The organism is Rhodomicrobium sp. (assembly GCF_047605405.1).
GTDB classification, from domain to species: Bacteria; Pseudomonadota; Alphaproteobacteria; order Rhizobiales; family Rhodomicrobiaceae; genus Rhodomicrobium; species Rhodomicrobium lacus.
Genome location: NZ_JASGFR010000017.1, coordinates 63,246 through 81,183 on the forward strand (window position 1 = coordinate 63,246; position 17,938 = coordinate 81,183).

14 protein-coding genes are annotated in these 17,938 nt (G+C 62.6%); 9 read left to right on the forward strand and 5 right to left on the reverse strand.

The genetic code is table 11. From position 1 onward, the window contains the following. Positions 1 to 12: 12 nt before the first annotated feature. The 3 genes from QM659_RS08835 (at position 13) to QM659_RS08845 (ending at position 3,376) form a co-directional block, all read left to right on the forward strand. Positions 13 to 732: a ribonuclease HII gene (locus QM659_RS08835; protein WP_415188136.1), complete on the forward strand. Its 720-nt coding sequence runs from the start codon at positions 13 to 15 to the stop codon at positions 730 to 732. A 203-nt stretch (positions 733 to 935) separates the two neighbouring features. Next, entirely contained in the window at positions 936 to 2,765 is a 1,830-nt protein-coding gene (locus tag QM659_RS08840) for a hypothetical protein (RefSeq protein WP_415188137.1), read from the forward strand. A gap of 254 nt (positions 2,766 to 3,019) precedes the next feature. Beyond that, complete coding sequence (locus tag QM659_RS08845; RefSeq protein WP_415188138.1) at positions 3,020 to 3,376, forward strand: YbjQ family protein; 357 nt, start codon at positions 3,020 to 3,022, stop codon at positions 3,374 to 3,376. Between the two features lie 232 nt (positions 3,377 to 3,608). Here QM659_RS08845 and QM659_RS08850 read toward each other — a convergent pair whose 3' ends face one another. Together QM659_RS08850 and bcp are read right to left on the reverse strand one after the other, a co-directional pair. After that, positions 3,609 to 3,980 (reverse strand): bactofilin family protein, encoded by a 372-nt coding sequence (locus QM659_RS08850; protein ID WP_081449544.1) that lies wholly within the window; start codon positions 3,978 to 3,980, stop codon positions 3,609 to 3,611. 475 nt (positions 3,981 to 4,455) lie between these two features. Beyond that, positions 4,456 to 4,929, reverse strand: a complete 474-nt coding sequence (gene bcp, locus QM659_RS08855; protein ID WP_303487531.1) for a thioredoxin-dependent thiol peroxidase — start codon at positions 4,927 to 4,929, stop codon at positions 4,456 to 4,458. Positions 4,930 to 5,337: 408 nt separating this feature from the next. Here bcp and QM659_RS08860 point away from each other — a divergent pair, with 408 nt between their 5' ends. Then, a complete protein-coding gene (locus QM659_RS08860; RefSeq protein WP_415188145.1) occupies positions 5,338 to 8,871 on the forward strand; it encodes an AsmA-like C-terminal region-containing protein in 3,534 nt (1,177 codons plus the stop codon). A gap of 205 nt (positions 8,872 to 9,076) precedes the next feature. Here the strand turns inward: QM659_RS08860 and tyrS are convergent, their stop codons facing one another. Continuing rightward, positions 9,077 to 10,339, reverse strand: coding sequence for a tyrosine--tRNA ligase (gene tyrS / locus QM659_RS08865; RefSeq protein WP_415188139.1), 1,263 nt, complete (start codon positions 10,337 to 10,339; stop codon positions 9,077 to 9,079). 130 nt (positions 10,340 to 10,469) lie between these two features. Between tyrS and QM659_RS08870 the strand changes: the two genes are divergently transcribed. Then, positions 10,470 to 11,594: an anhydro-N-acetylmuramic acid kinase gene (locus QM659_RS08870; RefSeq protein ID WP_415188140.1), complete on the forward strand. Its 1,125-nt coding sequence runs from the start codon at positions 10,470 to 10,472 to the stop codon at positions 11,592 to 11,594. A gap of 104 nt (positions 11,595 to 11,698) precedes the next feature. On the opposite strand, the gene QM659_RS08875 is transcribed toward QM659_RS08870, so the two are convergent. Further along, positions 11,699 to 13,075, reverse strand: a complete 1,377-nt coding sequence (locus tag QM659_RS08875) for a DUF1254 domain-containing protein (protein ID WP_415188141.1) — start codon at positions 13,073 to 13,075, stop codon at positions 11,699 to 11,701. 269 nt (positions 13,076 to 13,344) lie between these two features. Here QM659_RS08875 and rbfA point away from each other — a divergent pair, with 269 nt between their 5' ends. From rbfA to rpsO, 3 genes are read left to right on the forward strand one after another with little or no spacing between them, the layout of a single operon-like run. Beyond that, positions 13,345 to 13,731 (forward strand): 30S ribosome-binding factor RbfA, encoded by a 387-nt coding sequence (rbfA, locus tag QM659_RS08880; RefSeq protein ID WP_127076804.1) that lies wholly within the window; start codon positions 13,345 to 13,347, stop codon positions 13,729 to 13,731. Positions 13,732 to 13,755: 24 nt separating this feature from the next. After that, the gene (gene truB / locus QM659_RS08885) at positions 13,756 to 14,682 is read left to right on the forward strand and encodes a tRNA pseudouridine(55) synthase TruB (RefSeq protein ID WP_127076805.1); all 927 of its coding nucleotides are present in this window, start codon (positions 13,756 to 13,758) and stop codon (positions 14,680 to 14,682) included. A 36-nt stretch (positions 14,683 to 14,718) separates the two neighbouring features. Next, complete coding sequence (rpsO, locus tag QM659_RS08890; RefSeq protein WP_127076806.1) at positions 14,719 to 14,988, forward strand: 30S ribosomal protein S15; 270 nt, start codon at positions 14,719 to 14,721, stop codon at positions 14,986 to 14,988. A gap of 79 nt (positions 14,989 to 15,067) precedes the next feature. On the opposite strand, the gene QM659_RS08895 is transcribed toward rpsO, so the two are convergent. Beyond that, entirely contained in the window at positions 15,068 to 15,844 is a 777-nt protein-coding gene (locus QM659_RS08895; RefSeq protein ID WP_415188142.1) for a carbonic anhydrase, read from the reverse strand. A 229-nt stretch (positions 15,845 to 16,073) separates the two neighbouring features. On the opposite strand from QM659_RS08895, the gene pnp reads away from it, so the two are divergent. After that, positions 16,074 to 17,938 (forward strand): polyribonucleotide nucleotidyltransferase (gene pnp, locus QM659_RS08900; RefSeq protein WP_415188143.1); only part of this gene is annotated, 1,865 nt, incomplete at its 3' end.

Genomic DNA, 17,938 nt, shown 5'->3' on the forward strand with positions numbered 1-17,938 from the left:
GACAAAGGCGTCATGGAAAGCGCAGCGACGGCAAAAAACGTGCGTATCGCGGTCTGGACGCTTGATTGCGCAAGCGTGGCAGTTCATGAACAGCCAATGCCGCCTCGCTCGACACAAAAGCCCACGCGCCGCCCGGATCTCGCTCTCCAGCGAAAATATGGAGGGCTCGTCGCCGGTGTCGATGAAGCAGGTCGCGGACCATGGGCCGGTCCTGTCGTCGCCGCCGCCGTGATCTTTCACGGCAAGCCTCCGGCGGGCATCAACGACTCGAAGAAGCTCGTTCCCGCGGAGCGCGAAGCGCTGTTTGCGAAGATTTTCGCTGCGGCGCATGTGGGAATCGGCATCGCGCCGGTCGAACTGATCGACGATATCAACATCTACCACGCCACCCATCGCGCCATGTGCGACGCAATTGAAGCGCTGGCGATAGCACCGGGCGCGGCACTCATCGACGGCAATCGCTGCCCGAAGCTCGACATTCCCGTCGAGGCGCTCGTCTCGGGCGATGCGCTCTCGATCTCCATAGCGGCTGCTTCGATCATCGCCAAGGTGACGCGAGACCGGATGATGACGGAACTCGCCTGCGCATTCCCGCCCTACCGCTGGGAGCGCAACAAGGGTTATGGCACCGCGGATCACGCATCGGCGCTCAAGGAGCATGGCGTTACGCCGCATCACAGAAAAAGCTTCCGCCCGGTATGGGAGCGTTTGATGATGGAGGCCGCCGCCTGAGGCTCGATGAAGCTGGCTTTTTGACCGAAAATCGGCTGGAGCGCGCTTCCGAGGTCATCGAACGCGATTGCGCCGACAGACAGGTTTCCAAGCTTCGACGCGCTTTTCATTCTGACTGTAATCGTTATGTTACCGTCTGGCTCTCTCCCGACACAAGGTGTACGGCATGGCGTGCGTGATCGTTTCTCTCGTCCGGGGTTTTCATGCGTAAACTCATCGCCTGGACCATGATTTGCGCCTTGGCGCTGGGGCTGCCGATCCCCGCGTTGCCGGTCGCTTTCGCGCAGACCCCGCGTATCGTCACAATCGACGAGTGCCGCAACCTCACCGACACCGAAGTGCGCGACCGTATCCGCGAACTCGCCACCACCAGCCTCAAGACGGAATTGACGGCGATCGATTACATGACGCTCGTCAATCAGTACTGGGCCAAGGCGGATGTCAACGCGCGTATAGACCGCGAGATCGACGCCGCCGTCGAGGCGGTCCGCGCCGACTCGAGCTGGGCCGACCGCGCGTATTCCACGATCAGCCAGTCCCGCGCCACGCTTTACGCAACAGCCGTCGCCGAGCGCGCCTACACCTCGCAAGCCTTCCGCGACGCGATCAACGAACTGGCGACGGGGGTGGCGAAAGAAGCCGCGTCGCGCATCGAGAAAGCGACGTCGCGAATCTCGAACCCGATCATCGCCTGTGTGCAGACCGCGCTTCAGTCGCGCTATGGGGGCGCTGTCGCGCAGGTCTTCGCACAGGAGAGCCAGCGCAATCTCGACGCCGCCGCCGCCGATCAATCGCCCGCGAAGATCGAGACGGGAGACCTCGTCGCGACGAACGCCGGCTCGATTTCCGGTCTCGTGCTCATCGTGACACGGCGCGTGATCGGAAAAATCGTGCAAAGCGTCGGCACGCGCGTCGCAGGAATGGTGGCGAGCCGGATCGTGTCTTCGGTCGCGGGGCTGGCGGGTCTCGCGCTCATCGCGAAGGATATTTACGACGCGGGCGACGGGGTATTTCCGATCATCGCGGAACGCATGAAGTCCGACGAAACGAAACTTCTCATCAAGGAAGAAATCGGCAAGTCGATCCAGACCGACATCGGCCAGCAGGTGGAAGTCATCGCCGACGAGACGGCGGAGCGCATCTATACTGTTTGGCTCGATTTCCGACAGCAGTACAATCGCCTGCTCGCGCTCAGCGAAAAATCGCCCGCGTTCGCCGATTTCCTCAAGAACAGGCGGCTCGACCAGATCGGACGCCTCGGCCAGATCGTCGACATCGTAAGCGGAACCGAAGGCGGCGAAGCAGCCGTGCTGGCGCGGGTAGCCAACGGTTCGCTCAATCGCGCCTTGCTCGACCTCTCCGATGCGGCGCTTGTGATCGCGGAAGAGCAGAAATCCATCGACAAGGCGCTGCGCTGGACACAGGTCGCCGGGCGCGAACTTCCGCGCGTGGTTGAACTCGGCGTCTATCGCTGGCTGCCGGTCGAGGGACTGACCACCGAGACACTCCAGAAGATTCTCGCGATCAACGACCGTATCGCCGTCGGGCGCATCGCCAATCTGTCGCCCGAGGCCCGCGATTTCATCCTGAGCCTCCCCGGCGATCAGGTGCGGGAATTCGCCCGCCGTCTCAACGACCGACAACTTGCGGCTTTCGCGGATTATGAGCGCAACTTGGAACCATCCGCCGCGAAGCGGCTCCTGCGAGCCGTCACCGACGATCCATCCGTCATGCGCGACCTCACCGCCGAGGGGATTCGCGAGGGGATTCTCGGAAGCCGCGACCAGCTTGCGGCGCTGGAAATGATGCTGCAGGAGGCGCCCAGCCTTTTCGGATATGGACGCATCCTCAAGGACGCAGCCCTCGTCAGCGGCGGCAACGTCGCATTTCGCGTGTTCTGGGAGCGCTACTGGCTTGCGGTGCTCGTCGGTTTCTTCCTCATTCTTGTCGTGCTGTCCTGGTTGCGCCGTTTGCTCTTCGGGCGTCCGCAGCAGATCGTAATCCGGGAGCAGGGAAAGTCGCGCACGCGCTGATGATTTCGAACGAATGTCGCGATGCTAGGATCTGGGCGTGCCGATTTATCCGGTGTGGCGACGCCTGTCAGGCTTGGAGCTTCTTCGCACTGCGTCGCGCTCACCAACAGCAGGGCGCTTTCGCATTCAGATCCGCCTGCACCAAGTCGGAGCCGATTTAGCGCAGAAGATCTGAACGACAACCGAGACTCGGAGCGTCGTGCCGCGCCCGATTTACTGCACGATGCTTAGAGCCGAGCACGCAGGGGGACCACATGCAGATTTATACGGTTGAAACTCTTGCCGGGGAACGCGTCAAGGAAGGCGAACTGCTGCACGCGAGCATCGTCCTCGCCGCGAACCTGTTGCGCGACGCGCGCGAGGCCGTCACCAACGCAGTAGGCGGCAAAATGCTTCGGTACGAGCGGCTGCTCGACCGCGCAACCACGGACGCGTTGGAGCTTCTCAAAGAGAAAGCCGCGGCGAAAGGGTATGACGGGGTGCTCGCCGTGCGCATCTCGAACCCGTTCATGGTTCAGGGCAGCGCCGCTGTTACCGCCTATGGAACCGGGTTCACCTTCGTTTCGAGGGGCGACACGGAGACCGGCATCCCCAGGCCCGAAGCCCAATAAAGCAGTCCGGGGAAAACGGAAACCGGTTTTCCTTCCAGAATTGCGTCAAGTCGAAGAGGTGTTGCGAGACGCCGATTCCCGGAAAGGTCGTCGACGGAGGCCAAGGCTGTCGCGTTTCGGAGAAAGCGAAAACGCTCAAGCGTCGAACCGTCAAGCTGCCGGCCATCAATTGCCAAAGGGCGCGGGGGACTAGCCCACGCGCCAGAAATCGCCAGAGAAAATAACGGGCCGATTACTCGGCGGCTTGCGAAGACGGCGAATTCATGCCTTCGAGGCGCGGAGCCGTCGCAATCGGATCTTCCGAGCGGCGCGACTTGCCTTCGAAGAACGCACCCTGCTCGATGGCGAGCGACTTGTGGAAAACATCGCCCTCGACGTGGCTCGAAGCCTGCAGCGTCACGCGGTTGCCGCGCACGGAGCCCATGACGCGACCGCGCACGATCACATCTTCCGCCACGATGCCGCCGGTAATTTGCGCCTTTTCGCCGACGATCAGCGACGAGCAATGAACGTCGCCCTGAATCTGGCCATCGACCTGAACCTCGCCACGCGAGAGCACATTGCCCGTGACGGTCAGATCTTCTCCGATGATGGATGGTGCCATGCGGTCTGGTCCCCTGAAGATCGGCGGCTTGGGTGCATAAACGGGCTGACCGGCGGAAACCTGGGGAGCCGGGCTTCCGAGCGGAGCCAATCCCTGCACGGGTTGACCGCCAATAGCTTTGCTCGTTGTTTTCGTTATCGGCTTTTGCGAATCGAAATTGCTCATATCGGTCTCTGGCTTTTTACTGAACATCAACGCGACTCCGAGGCGATGCGCGGCGGACGCTTAACCTTTTAGAGCGGCATCTTCGCCATTTCAACGCCGATCGTGGCTTCGGTGCACACGGCACCGACTTCGCGGCAAAATCGTGCCTTTTCGGGCGCTCATGCTCTGCCGCGCAGATTTGGTCCACAGTGTTGCATGTTCTCAATCAGACCCCTGCCTTTCAGGCGCGCGCCTGGTTGACTGGCCGCTTTTAACTTGCAAATCGAATAAATTACCCGGCGCTGTCGATACAGTTTTTGCAGCGTGCCTGTTAATGCTTGCCCGCAGCTTCCCGCACGGCATCCAGCACAGCCTCGGCGTGCCCCGGCACCTTGACCTTTCCCCAGCTTTTCAGAATTTTCCCGTCCGGGCCGATCAGAAATGTGGCACGTTCGACGCCCATATACGCACGCCCGTACATTTTCTTCTCGACCCATACGCCGAAAGCCTCGATCGCAGCCTTGTCCGGATCCGACAGAAGCGTGACGCGAAGCCCTTGCTTGTCGCGAAAATTCGCATGGCTTTTTACGCTATCGGGCGAGATGCCTATAATCTCCGCGCCCGCGGCGGCGAACGCATCCTTCAGGTCGGAGAAGCTCCGCGCCTCGGTTGTGCAGCCGCTCGTATTATCCTTCGGGTAGAAATAGACAATCTTGAAGGGAGTCTTCAGGCCGCTCAGCGTGACGGTCTTGCCTTCGGCATCGGGCAGCGCGAAATCGGGAGCCAAATCACCATTCTCAAGCATGGGTGGGCCTTCCTTTCGTCTCTTTTTCCGGTCTATAGAGGCGAATTGCCAGAAAGAAAAGTCCCGCCGCAACGTCGGCATTCGTCGGACACGCCGGGATCAGGCACGGTACGCGCGAGGCAAGGCTCGCGTTCTACGCTAACGGGGGAGAAGCGGGCATGCGTGCGGCTGAGGCCTTTCGCATGATCCAGTCGAAGCGCGATGGATGACCGTTTTTCATCGAAAAGCCCGCACCGAGAACTGGTTCCCGAAAGGCATGGCCGCAATTTGGCGAAACCTTCTCCTTCCAAAGCACAGGTCCAGCTTTCTCGTCTCTCGAAAAGCGGAAAGGTGCTCGCCGATGCCATACCGGGCCACGTCAAAACAGCCTCACGGCATTCCTTCCGTGTGGGATGGCGCTTGTCCGCCGTGCTCGCGGTTGTGTTTTCTCTCGCGGTCGGCGCGCTCTACGCGAGGCTTCTGACGGGGCCGATCTCGTTCGCCTTTCTCGTTCCCTCCGTGCAGGATAGGCTCAATGCGCAGTTCGACGGCTACTCGCTGCGTGTAGGCGGCGCAATCCTGCGGCTGTCTTCAAGCTGGGGTCTCGAATTCCGCCTCGCCGATGTCAGCGTCGTCGATGAGAACAATCAGGAAATAGCCAAGGCTCCCCTCGCCTCGGTCGATCTGAGTGAAACTTCGCTTTTCAAGCTCGCGCTGGCGCCGTCCAAGATCAAGCTGCTAGGCCCCAAGATCCTGATTTTCAACGTGCCCGGCAAAGGTCTGACGCTGACGCCCGAGCCGACGACCCCCGCCCCGAGCCAGGGCTGGGGCGCTAGTCAAGCCGGCCTCGGCGATGCATGGCAAACCGCCGAAGCGGCGCCGCAATCACCGGAGGTTGCCGGCGTGCATCAGCTTGCCCGGCAGGGATTGCATCTCAATGAGCCTGCCGCGCTCGGCTTCGATCCGGCGCCCATTCTTCGCCGCCTGTTTGCCGCCATCGGAAAGCGAGGAGCCGCCTCTCAGGCGTTGAAAAGCATCGGCCTTCAGGACGCGGTGGTGTATTTCGCCAATGAAAACAACGTATCGACGTGGCGGGTTGCGGATTTCCAACTCAACCTCGACGAACGCGGCGGCAAAAGTATCGTTGGAGGCCGGCTGACGCTCGAACGAAACAGCGCGGTGTGGCACGCGTCGTTTACCGCCGAAAATCGCCCGACCGAGAAACTTTACAGGGTGACGGCCTCTGTTCAGGACGTGGTGCCGAAGACAATCTGGGATAGCTGGCCGTCCATCGATGCGTTGAAGCTCGTCGAGCTTCCCGTCAGCGGGGAAGCCCATTTCGACATCGGATATGATGGAAGGCTCACAGGCGGCGATGCCGAAATCCGGCTCGGTGCGGGTCGTTTCTTCGCGCCGTTCGACCAGAAACATCCGGCCGTCGTCGATGGAGGCACCTTGCGCGTGTCCTACGACAAGGCAACCCAGGCGATCGTCGTCCGCCCGATGGAACTGCGCTGGGAGGAAAGCCTGCTCACCCTCTCAGGTCGTGTCGCACGAGAAACCGATCCGGCAACGGGTAAGTCCCTTTGGCGCGCCGGTTTCGACGGCCGGGGCACGCAGCTTTCCGCCCCGCAATACGCGGTGGCTCCGGTCGCGCTCGATGTATTCCGGATCGAAGGCGCGTATGACGAGGAAACGGACTCGGTCGCGCTGGACCGCTTTGAACTCGGCAGCCGCTCGTCGCGTCTGGCGTTTTCGGGGCAGGCATCGCGCGTCAGATCAGGCGGCGCGATATCGCTTGTAGGCGACATATCGCCGATGCCCTTCTCCTTCCTGAAAGCTATCTGGCCTGTTTTCGTCGCGAACGGCGCACGCGAGTGGGCTGGCACAAATCTACCCGTCGCGCAGGTCACGGGCGGCACCGTCGCCGTGAACCTGTCGGCCGACCAGATCGCCGCGCTCGACGACGGCGGGGACATCCCGGAAAGCGCTGTTTCAATGCGCATGGGGCTGTCCGGCGCCAAAATATATCATGTGAAGGGGCTGCCCCCCATCGAAACCCAGGATTCGCAACTGCGCATTCTGGGCCGCCGGTTCGTCTACGATATTCCGGGCGAAGCGCGCATCGAACTGCCGAGCGGCAAAATCGTCGCGTTCACGGACGGCCAGCTCCTCATCGACGATCTGCGTCCGGAGTTTCCCGACGCCGACATCCGCTTCAAGGGCGGCGGCGAGGTCGCGGCTGTGCTCGAACTCCTCGACCAGCCGCCGCTCGGCTACGTCAAGGCCGTCGGGTTCAAGCCATCGCTCGTGAACGGTCAGATGCACGCCTCGTTCGAGGTGAAATTCCCGCTCCTGATGAATCTCAAATTCGAACAGATGTCCATCACCGGGAAAAGCCGCGTCTCGGACATCCGCTCGGGTGCGATTCCGGGCGGTGTGTCCTTGAACGGCGGCAATGTCAATTTCGACATCTCGGAAAAGGCCATCGGCGCCAACGGCGACATCCGCGTGAATGGCGTGCCCGTCACGCTCGTCTGGCAGCGCATCTTCGACGCCCCGCCGGAGAAACAGCCGACGCTGCGCCTTGCATCCATCCTCAACGAGAAGGCCCGCGACGAGCTTGGCCTGAACGTCAATCACATGGTGAAGGGCGATCTTCCGGTGGCACTCGCCATCGCGATGCAGCGGGACGGGCCGCCGAGGATCATGATGGAGGCGAACCTAACCAACGCCGACCTGTTTCTCACGGCCATCGGCTGGCGCAAGCCGCCCGGCCAGAAGGCGACCCTCGCCTGCGATGTCGTCCGGCGCAATGACAACTCGATGCTGTTCGACAATTTCTCGATGACCGGCGACGGCATCGCCATCAACGGGCGCGCCGTCATGAACGACAAGCACCGGCTCGCATCGTTCAGCTTCCCCGAATTTTCCACCAACGCGCTCACCCATCTTTCCATCGCGGGCGAACTCACATCCCAGAATATCCTGAAGGTGCAGGCCAAGGGCGCATCGTTCGACGGGCGGCAATTCTTCAAGACGCTGCTCAGCGCCGGCAAGATCGCCGACAAGGAGCCGGCGCCGCTGAAGGACGAGCCGGGCCTCGACCTCAACGTCGAAATCGAGACCGTGTTCGGCTATTACGACACCAGCATCAAATCGGTCATCGTCGACGCGAAGCGCCGGGGTGGAAAATTCACCTATATCGAGGCGGCGGGCAGGATCAACGGCGAGTCGCCGGTCGCGGTGCATGTGGACCAGCGAGCCCGCGATGCTCGAATTCTGTCTTCGGATGCCACAGACGCCGGTTCCGCGTTCAGACTCGTCGGCTTCTACGGCGCGATGCGCGGCGGCACGATGAGCCTCCGCATGAACCTCGACGGCAGCGGCGGCGCGGACAAGAGCGGCACGCTCGAAGTGCGCCGCTTCGCCGTGGTCGGCGACCAGGTGGTGGGACGCGTGGTTTCGCAGGCCGAAAAGGAGGGCGCGCGCTACAAGCCGGACGCGAGGCAGCAGCATGCTTACGCAGGCGACGCCTTTCAGTTCGACCGTATGGTGGTGCCCTTCTCCATCGCGCAGAGCCAGTTCCAGCTCCACGACGCGGCCATCAACGGCCCTATGATCGGGGCGACAATCCGCGGACGCATCGACTTCGCGCGCGAAACGCTCGCGCTATCGGGCACCTACGTTCCGCTCTACGGCTTCAACGCGGTGCTCGGCGTCGTGCCGGTGCTCGGCGACCTCCTCAAGGGACGAGAGAACGAGGGCGTTTTCGGCATCACGTTCGCGGTGCAGGGGCGGACGTCGAACCCGGACGTGATCGTGAACCCGGTGTCGGTGCTCGCGCCCGGCTTCCTGCGCCAGATCTTCGAGTTTGAAAACGCGCCCGCGCAACAACCACAGCAGCCCCAGCAGGCGCCCCAGGCCCAGACGCAGGACCGCCCGGCCGCGAAGGTGCGGTAGGCATTCGGCGACACCGAGGATCGCGCATTATTTGCGCGGCGTAACGCGTGTTGATGAAACGCCAAAAGCTGTTTTCAGCGTAACGAGTACCCCGCGACCGCGTCTCACCGCTCCGGGTTTTGCTCAAGACACGTGAGCCAGGCGCCGCGCTCCTTGAAGCGCAGCCATTCGGACGCCGGCGAGAACAGCGGACCGCCGAGGCTGCCTACAGCGCGGGTTTCAGCAGCACGTGGCGCTTCTTGCCGAGCGACAGCTTGATGACGCCATCTCCATCGAGATCGGCAAGCGAAAGGCTCGCGCGGTCGTCCGTCACGGCGGCATCGTTCACCTTCAGCGCGCCGCCCTTGATCTGCCGCCGCGCCTCGCTGGTGGACGCTACGAGCCCGGCCTTCACCGCAGCGTTGAGGATGCCGACGCCGTCGGAGAGTTCGCCGCGCGGAATTTCCACCGTCGGAAGCCCCTCCGCCGCAGCGCCTTCCTCGAATGCGCGCCGCGCCGTGTCGGCGGCCGCCTCCGCCGCCTCGCGACCGTGGAGCAGCGCCGTCACCTCGGTTGCGAGGATCTTTTTCGCCTCGTTGATTTCCGCGCCTTGCAGCGCCTCAAGCCGCGCGATCTCATCGAGCGGCATTTCGGTGAACAGCTTCAGGAAGCGGCCCACATCGCCGTCTTCGGTGTTCCGCCAGTATTGCCAGTACTCGTAGGGGCTCAGCAGATCGGCGTTGAGCCAGACCGCGCCACCGGCCGACTTGCCCATCTTGGCGCCCGACGACGTGGTAAGAAGCGGCGTCGTCAGCGCGAACAGCTCGCGCCCGTCCACGCGGCGACCAAGCTCCATGCCGTTGACGATGTTGCCCCACTGATCCGACCCGCCCATCTGAAGCTCGCAGCCGTAGCGGCGCGACAATTCGAGGAAGTCGTAAGCCTGCAGCAGCATGTAGTTGAATTCGAGGAACGTCAGCGGCTGCTCGCGGTCGAGCCGTAGCTTCACCGAATCGAAGGTGAGCATTCGGTTGATGGTGAAGTGCCGCCCATAGTCGCGCAGAAACTCGATGTAGCGCAAGCTGGAGAGCCACTCGTCGTTGTCGGCCATGATGGCGTCGGCGGGGCCGTCGCCGAAGGTGAGGAAGCGCTCGTAAACGGTCTTGAGGCTCGCCTTGTTGAAGTCGATGTCGGCCTGCGAGAGGATCTTGCGCTGCTCGTCCTTGCCGGACGGATCACCGACCTTGGTCGTTCCGCCGCCAAGCAGCACGATGGGGCGATGGCCCCTCTTCTGCAGAATACGCAGCATCATGATCGAGATGAGATGGCCGACATGAAGGCTCGGCGCGGTGCAGTCGAAGCCGATATAGGCCGTGATGCGTCCTTCCGCTGCGCGCTTCCTCAGCCCCTCCTCGTCGGAAACCTGATGAAGATAGCCGCGCTCCTTCAGGATCTCTACGAAGTCCGTATGGGTTGCTGATGCGGCCATGGTCTCCTCCTTCGCGCCCGGCCCGCCTCGACAGGCGCTTTTCAGGCGTGCTACCAAGCGAGAACCATGTAAGGCATTCGCATTTGGCGTCAACATTCGCATTGAGCGTGGAAGAGCGGGGCGGTGGGAAATGAAGGCGATCGGGCTCATGAGCGGCACCTCGCTCGACGGCGTCGATGTCGCGCTGATCGAAACGGACGGCGAGACCATCGAGGCTTTCGGACCGGGCAAGGACTTTTCCTACGACACGGTGGAAGGCCAGCTTCTGCGCGAAGCACTCGCCTCGGCGGTCGGGATCGCCGACCGGAACGACCGCAGCGGCGTGCTGTCCGTCGCCGATACCATGGTCACGCAGAAGCATATCGCCTGCGTGAAGGCGTTCGCATCCCTTCGCGGGCTGAACCTCGGCGAGATCGACGTCATCGGCTTCCACGGCCAGACCGTGGTGCACAAGCCCGAAAAGGGCCTGACGATCCAGATTGGCGACGGCCGCGGCATGGCCGAATCGCTCGGCATTCCGGTGGTTTACGATTTTCGCGCGGCTGACGTCGAACAGGGCGGCCAGGGCGCGCCGTTCGTGCCGATCTATCACCGCGCGCTCGCACTCAGGGCGGGGCTGCCGCTACCCGCCGTCTTCGTGAACATCGGCGGCATATCCAACATCAGCTATATTCCCGAAGGCGGCGAAGAGGACATGGTCGCCTTCGACGCGGGGCCGGGAAACTGCCTCATCGACGACTGGACGCTCCGCCATACCGGCAAGCCCTATGACGAGGATGCGAAACTCGCTCTGTCTGGAAGGGTAAACGGCGACGTGCTGCAAAGGCTGCTGCAAGACCCGTTTCTCACGAAGCCGGTGCCGAAATCGCTCGACCGGCTTTCCTTCAAGCTCACAAAGGTTGAGGGGCTTTCGCCCGCCGACGGCGCGGCTACGCTTACGGCGTTCACGGTCGCCTGCATTGCCGCCTCGCAGCATTTCCTTCCCGAGCGCGCGAAGACCTGGATCATCTGCGGCGGCGGTGCGCATAACCCTTACATCATGGCGGGGCTGCGCCGGGTGCTGGGCGCAGGCGATCCGCCGCCCCTCGTGCAGACCGCCGACCAGGCCGGGTTCAGCACGAACTTCATGGAAGCGCAGGCCTTCGCCTTTCTCGCCGTGCGCCGCCTGAGGGGCCTCCCCGCGAGTTTTCCGAAGACGACAGGCGCGAGCGGGCCCGTCGTGGGCGGCGTTGTGGCCGACCCCACGCAGCGTTGAAATGATGAACAGCCGATCCGCTCAGGAAGGGCGCCGATCGCCCTTCCCTCTCGTTCGATGCCAGACTGTTCCGCCTCCGCCGGCCTGAACCGGGGACGGTCGCTTTACACAAGTTGCAGCGCGGGCACGAGATAAGCCCCGGACAGCAACGCGGGCGCCGGCAGGTAGCCGCGCAGGAACAGCGAGAACGGTCCCGTTTCCGGTGCGGGCAACCAGTTGGCGAGCTTCGACGGATCGCTCGGCTTGTCGCGCGAGATCCAGATGTCGAGCGAGCCGTCCGCGCCTTTGACGAGGCCCTTGGTGCGGTCGCCGATGGAATAGCGATCGATCGGGTTCTTGAAGAAGAAGAACTGGTTGTCTGGCGTCGCTTCGTAGATGCTGAGCGACCAGAAGGCCCCGACCGGCGGAAGCTGCCCAGCCGGAAAGCGCAGCAGCAGCGATTTGCCGGGTGCGAGTTCGGCTTGCTCCGGCGTCAGGCGCGGCTGAAGATAGATCGCCTCGCGCGGGGGCAACGCGGCAAGCCCCGCAACCGCCACCTGCGCCCGATAAAGATAGGCTTCGTGGTAATCTCCGAGGTCGTAGCGCGGATAGCGCCAACCCTGCGCGATGCGGCCTATATCCCGCGTGTTCGTAAGTTCGACGGAAGCGGCGAAGATGCCGGACTTGATTTCATCGACCTGAGCTTGCGAGAAGCGTCCCGGATCGAACCCGCCTTTCGGAGAAAGGCCGAGCGGGGCGATGGTTCGCAGGATGGCGTCGTCCGTCGCAGGCGGTGCATTGTCGCTCAGCAACGCCTGCACGGCTGAGAAATACTCGTTCCACTCCGCATTCCGTGTGACCGCGGGCGCTGTGCTGCCCGTAGCCGCCGGAGCGTCGAGACTGAAGCCGTCCTGCACGGCGTGCGCAGCGGCGAGATCGTCCGGGCCATCCACAAGCAGGCGAACGAGCAGCCACACCCAGCGCGTAGGCGCACGGATAGCGCGCGGATCGTCCGTTGCCGCTTCCGGCCCGACAATCGTGAAGGTACCGCTGTCGCGCCCGGTCGACTGCGTGCCGAGGATGGCGAAATTGTTGGTATAGAAGTCCAGCAGAGCAACTGAAACGTAGCGGCTTCCCGTCTGCGGGATCGTCAGTCTGGCCGGACCGTTCTTGAGATCGAGCCACGCGACCGAATAAAGCGTGTCGTTGTTCGGGGTGGTGATGAAACGGTCGTTATAGTCGCTCAGAACACGCTTGTGCGTCAGCGTGTTGACCGGCGATTTCGACAGCGCGCGGGCGCGTGCACGGGCGCTTTCGATGAGCGGCAGACCGTAGATGAACGCATTTTTCGAAGCCTCTGCGAGCGCCGTCCCGGCCTTCGCTTCACCGCGCGCGACGCCGGAGCCCGCCGCGGCAAGGGCGGGCGCGACGAGCGCGGCCGCTGCCAGCCCCAGGAGGTGACGCCTGTTAACCGCGAATGGCCCTGAATTCTCTATTGTCATTGCGCCCTCTGAACTTCTTCATCCCCACCAGTCGGAAAGGGTGCCCGTCGCCTGGCCGGGCGACCCTCGACTTGAAATATCATTTTATTTATAGAACTGGTCAACCTTACATATAGAATTATTTTTCGCCGTTTTTACCGAATCGTCCACGCAATCCGCGTCGCGAAAGACCGGCGTTCCGCGCGGAGTCGAAAAGGAGGCATCCTGCGTGCCGCGGCTTGTTTCCCGCCGAAACTCCGCTAACTTCCATGGTTTCGGAGACGCTCATCATGAAACCGACACACGATTCGAAAGGCCCGTCGCAGCGCCAGCTCCGCGCGGGCGAACTGCTGCGCCATGCGCTGGCCGAAATTTTCCGGCTCGAAGACATCGAGGATGCGGAGCTTCAGGGCCAGATCATCACCGTCGCCGAGGTGCGCGTAAGCCCCGACCTCAAGCACGCCACCGTTTTCACAAGCGCGCTGGGCGGCAAGCCAGGCGATGTCATCGCCAAGGCGCTCAATCGTCATGCGCGTTTTTTGCGTGGCGAGCTTGCAAGGCGCATCGAGTTGAAATATGTCCCGGAGCTTGTATTTCGGGCCGATCACGCACTCGATGCGGCGGAGCGCATCGACGAACTGCTGCGCTCTCCTGACGTCGCCCGCGATCTCAAATAAAACTTCAAGAGAAGCGACAAAGCGATGGCGCGCCGCAACAAGGGCAACGAAATCAATGGCTGGCTTATTCTCGACAAGCCGCAGGGGCTGACATCCAATCAGGCGCTCTCGCGCCTCAAACGCCTGTTCCACCCGAAGAAGGTCGGCCATGCCGGCACGCTCGATCCACTGGCGACCGGTGTGCTGCCCATCGCGTTCGGCGAAGCGACAAAGACGGTTGCCCATGTGGTCGATTGCGAGAAGTCCTACGACTTCACCATCCGCTGGGGCATCGAGACCGACACCGACGACGCCGAGGGCAAGCCTGTCCGCACGAGCGACGCGCGTCCGACCGTCGAGCAGGTGCAGGCCGCGCTCCCGCAATTCATCGGCGACATCATGCAGACGCCGCCGTGCTATTCCGCGATTAAGGTCGACGGCGAACGCGCCTACGACCTCGCGCGCGACGGCGAAGTGGTCGAGTTGCAGCCGCGACAGATCTCCGTCTATGAGCTTGAAATCGAGGAGACGGTTTCGCCGGACCTCACGCGCCTTTACTGCGACTGCGGCAAGGGCACCTATGTGCGCTCCATCGCGCGCGATCTTGGCCGCGCGCTCGGCTGCTTCGGCCACATCGCGGCGCTTCGGCGCACGAGCGTCGGGCCATTCCATGAAGAGAATGCGATTTCGCTGGAAACGCTCGAAAACCTGAGCAATAGTGCGGATGGCTTCGGTGCTCTTCTGGGCACGATCGCTCCTGTCGAGACGGCGCTGGACGGCATCCCGGCGCTCGCCGTGAACGGAGACGATGCGGCCAGGCTGAAGCGGGGGCAGTCCATCCTCATAAGAGGGGCGACCGCACCAATCCTGAAAGGCCCGATCTTTGCGACCTCTCGCGGGGTTCTTATCGCCATTGGCGAGGTGGAACGCGGCGAAATGCATCCGATCCGGGTTTTCAACATCCCCGCATAAGCCTTTTCAGGCACACAAAAACAACGGAGATAACCGATGTCGATTACCGCAGAGCGCAAATCCGCGCTGATCACCGAATACGCCACGAAGCCGGGCGACACCGGTTCGCCGGAAGTGCAGATCGCCGTTCTTTCCGAGCGGATTTCGAACCTCACCGAGCACTTCAAGACCCACAAGAAGGATAACCACTCGCGCCGCGGGCTTCTGAAGCTCGTCAGCCAGCGCCGCCGGTTGCTCGACTATGTGAAGGGCAAGGACGAAGCGCGTTATCGCGACATCATCGGCCGCCTCGGCATCCGCCGCTAGGCGCTCTTCACGCCGAACGCTGAACTAGAATGCCGGAGCGGCCCGCCGTTCCGGCATTTTTCGTTTGAGGAAGGGCCGCTTAAGTCGCTTCGATGAAAAGCTTGCGCCCGTTCAAAGGCTGAACCGGCCGCGCGTTGTTCGGAAACAGAGCCGCAAAGCGGGCAATCTGTTCAGCAGAGGCTGAAATCGGCTGTTTCAGTACCGCCCATTGCACGATTTCGGAACAGGGCGGCGTCGTGAGCGAGCCGGAATAGCGAAAAGCGGCAAACTCTCTCGGCAGAAGCGCCGTTGGATCGAAAGGCTCATTCGACGTCGCTTCGCCCACCCCAGACGGCATGATGGCGAAAATCCGCTCAAGGGCCGGGTTCGCGTCGCCGGCAGCGATCAACACGCCCAGCACCGCCAGCCCGCCGCCGGGTTCGACAGCCTGATGCACGAAGTGGCATTCCAGATCGAACGGCTTGCCCTCGATTGTATGTTCGCTCAGATGGTGGAAATGAAACTGGGCGAGAGAATAAACGGCGCCATCGACCTGGATGGTGCCGCCGCCCGCGCCTGCTACCTCGATCGTGTGCCCGTTGTTCGAAACCTTGAGCGGGACAGGCTTCCATGTCACTTGCGGATGCGGCAGCGCCTCCGCGACGGCATGCGAAAGATCGACGGGAGATTGGCCCTTGCCGATCGAGCACGCACCGTATTCCGGCGAGAGGCGCCCCCAGTCGGCTGGCCCGCCATGACCTTCGTAGGTCCAGTGAGGAGCGGCCTCGGAAGCGAAGGCCGAATGAGACGCAAGCCCTCCGCAGGCCCCGCAAAGACAGGCGGCTCCCGCCCGCAAAAGGAAAGAACGGCGATCCATGTTTCCTCCGATAAGCTTCTGATTTCGCGGAGGGTCAGGTCGGCGTCTTTTCCGGTCAACGAACGTTTCCGTGAGCCGAAAGCCCCGCGCAACCGGAAGCGATGCACATTTCTCCGCTAGGAGCCGGGCCAAATCTGCGGTAAGTGTGGCCTCGCGCAGAAACAAATGACGCAAATGAATATGAGCCGGGGGAAGGGCCTCCGGCTTGAGCTGTTGGAAAAGAATAAAGATGTTCGATATCTTCCGCGAAGAAGTGGAATGGGGCGGCCGCAAGCTGACGCTCGAAACGGGGCGCATTGCACGGCAGGCCGATGGCGCGGTGCTCGCGCATTATGGCGAGACGAGCGTGCTCGCAACCGTGGTCGGCGAAAAGGACGCGGACCCTTCGAAGGATTTCTTCCCCCTCACCGTCAACTATCAGGAAAAGGCCTACGCGGCCGGCAAGATTCCCGGCGGCTATTTCAAGCGCGAAGGCCGCCCGACCGAGCGCGAGACGCTCGTTTCCCGCCTCATCGACCGCCCGATCCGTCCGCTTTTCGCGAACGGCTTCAAGAACGAGACGCAGGTCATCGTCACCGTGCTCAGCCATGACATGGAGAACGATCCCGATATCCTCGCCATGGTCGCCGCTTCGGCCGCGCTGACGATTTCCGGCCTCCCCTTCCTCGGCCCGATCGGCGCTTCCCGCGTCGGCTATTCGAAGGGCGAGTATATCCTCAACCCGACCTCCGACCAGATCAAGGCGAGCGACCTCGACCTCGTCGTCGCCGGCACGAGCGACGCCGTGCTGATGGTCGAATCCGAAGCCAAGGAACTCTCCGAAGAAATCATGCTCGGCGCGGTGGTCTTCGGTCAGCAGGGCTATAAGCCGGTCATCGACGCCATCATTGGCCTCGCCGAACAGGCCGCGAAAGACCCGTGGACGGTGCCCGACGCGAAGAACGAGTTCGAGTCGAAAGTGAAGAAGCTCGTCGAGAAGGACCTGAAGAAGGCCTTCCAGATCGCGGCGAAGCAGGAACGTCAGACCAAGGTCGCCGAAGCGAAGGCAAAGGCCATCGCCGAACTCGTGACCGAGGAAACGACCGCCGCCGAAAAGAACAAGATCGCCGAAGCCTTCAAGGAAATCGAGAAGCACGTCGTTCGCTCGAACATCCTGAAGACCGGCAAGCGCATCGACGGCCGCGACCTCAGGACCGTCCGTCCGATCCTGAGCCAAGTCGGCGTGATCCCGCGCACCCACGGCTCGGCGCTGTTCACGCGCGGCGAGACGCAGGCGCTCGTCGTCGCCACGCTCGGCACCGGCGAGGACGAGCAGTGGATCGACTCGCTGGAAGGCACCTACAAGGAATCCTTCCTGCTGCATTACAACTTCCCGCCCTATTCGGTCGGCGAGACGGGCCGCATGGGTTCGCCCGGCCGCCGCGAAATCGGCCACGGCAAGCTCGCCTGGCGCGCGGTGCACCCGATGATGCCGGAAAGCGACAAGTTCCCCTACACGGTGCGCGTCGTGTCCGAGATCACCGAGTCGAACGGCTCGTCTTCCATGGCGAGCGTGTGCGGCGCGTCGCTGTCGCTGATGGACGCGGGCGTGCCGATCAAGGCGCCGGTCGCGGGCATCGCGATGGGCCTCATCAAGGAAGCCGACGGCGTGGCCGTTCTCTCCGACATCATCGGCGATGAAGACCACCTCGGCGACATGGACTTCAAGGTGGCCGGTTCCGCGAATGGCGTGACCGCGCTCCAGATGGACATCAAGATCACGGGCATCACGACCGAGATCATGAAGACCGCGCTGGAGCAGGCCAATGAAGGCCGTCTGCACATCCTCGGGGAGATGGCGAAGGCGCTCGGCAGCGCTCGCGGCGAGCTTGGCGAATTCGCCCCGCGCATCGAGACGATCACCATCCCGACCGACAAGATCCGCGAAGTGATCGGTTCGGGCGGCTCGGTCATCCGCTCCATCGTGGAAGAATCCGGCGCGAAGATCGACATCTCCGACGACGGCACGGTGAAGATCGCAGCCGCGAACCTCAGCTCGATTCAGGACGCGATCAACCGCATCAAGTCCATCGCGTCCGAGCCGGAAGTCGGCGC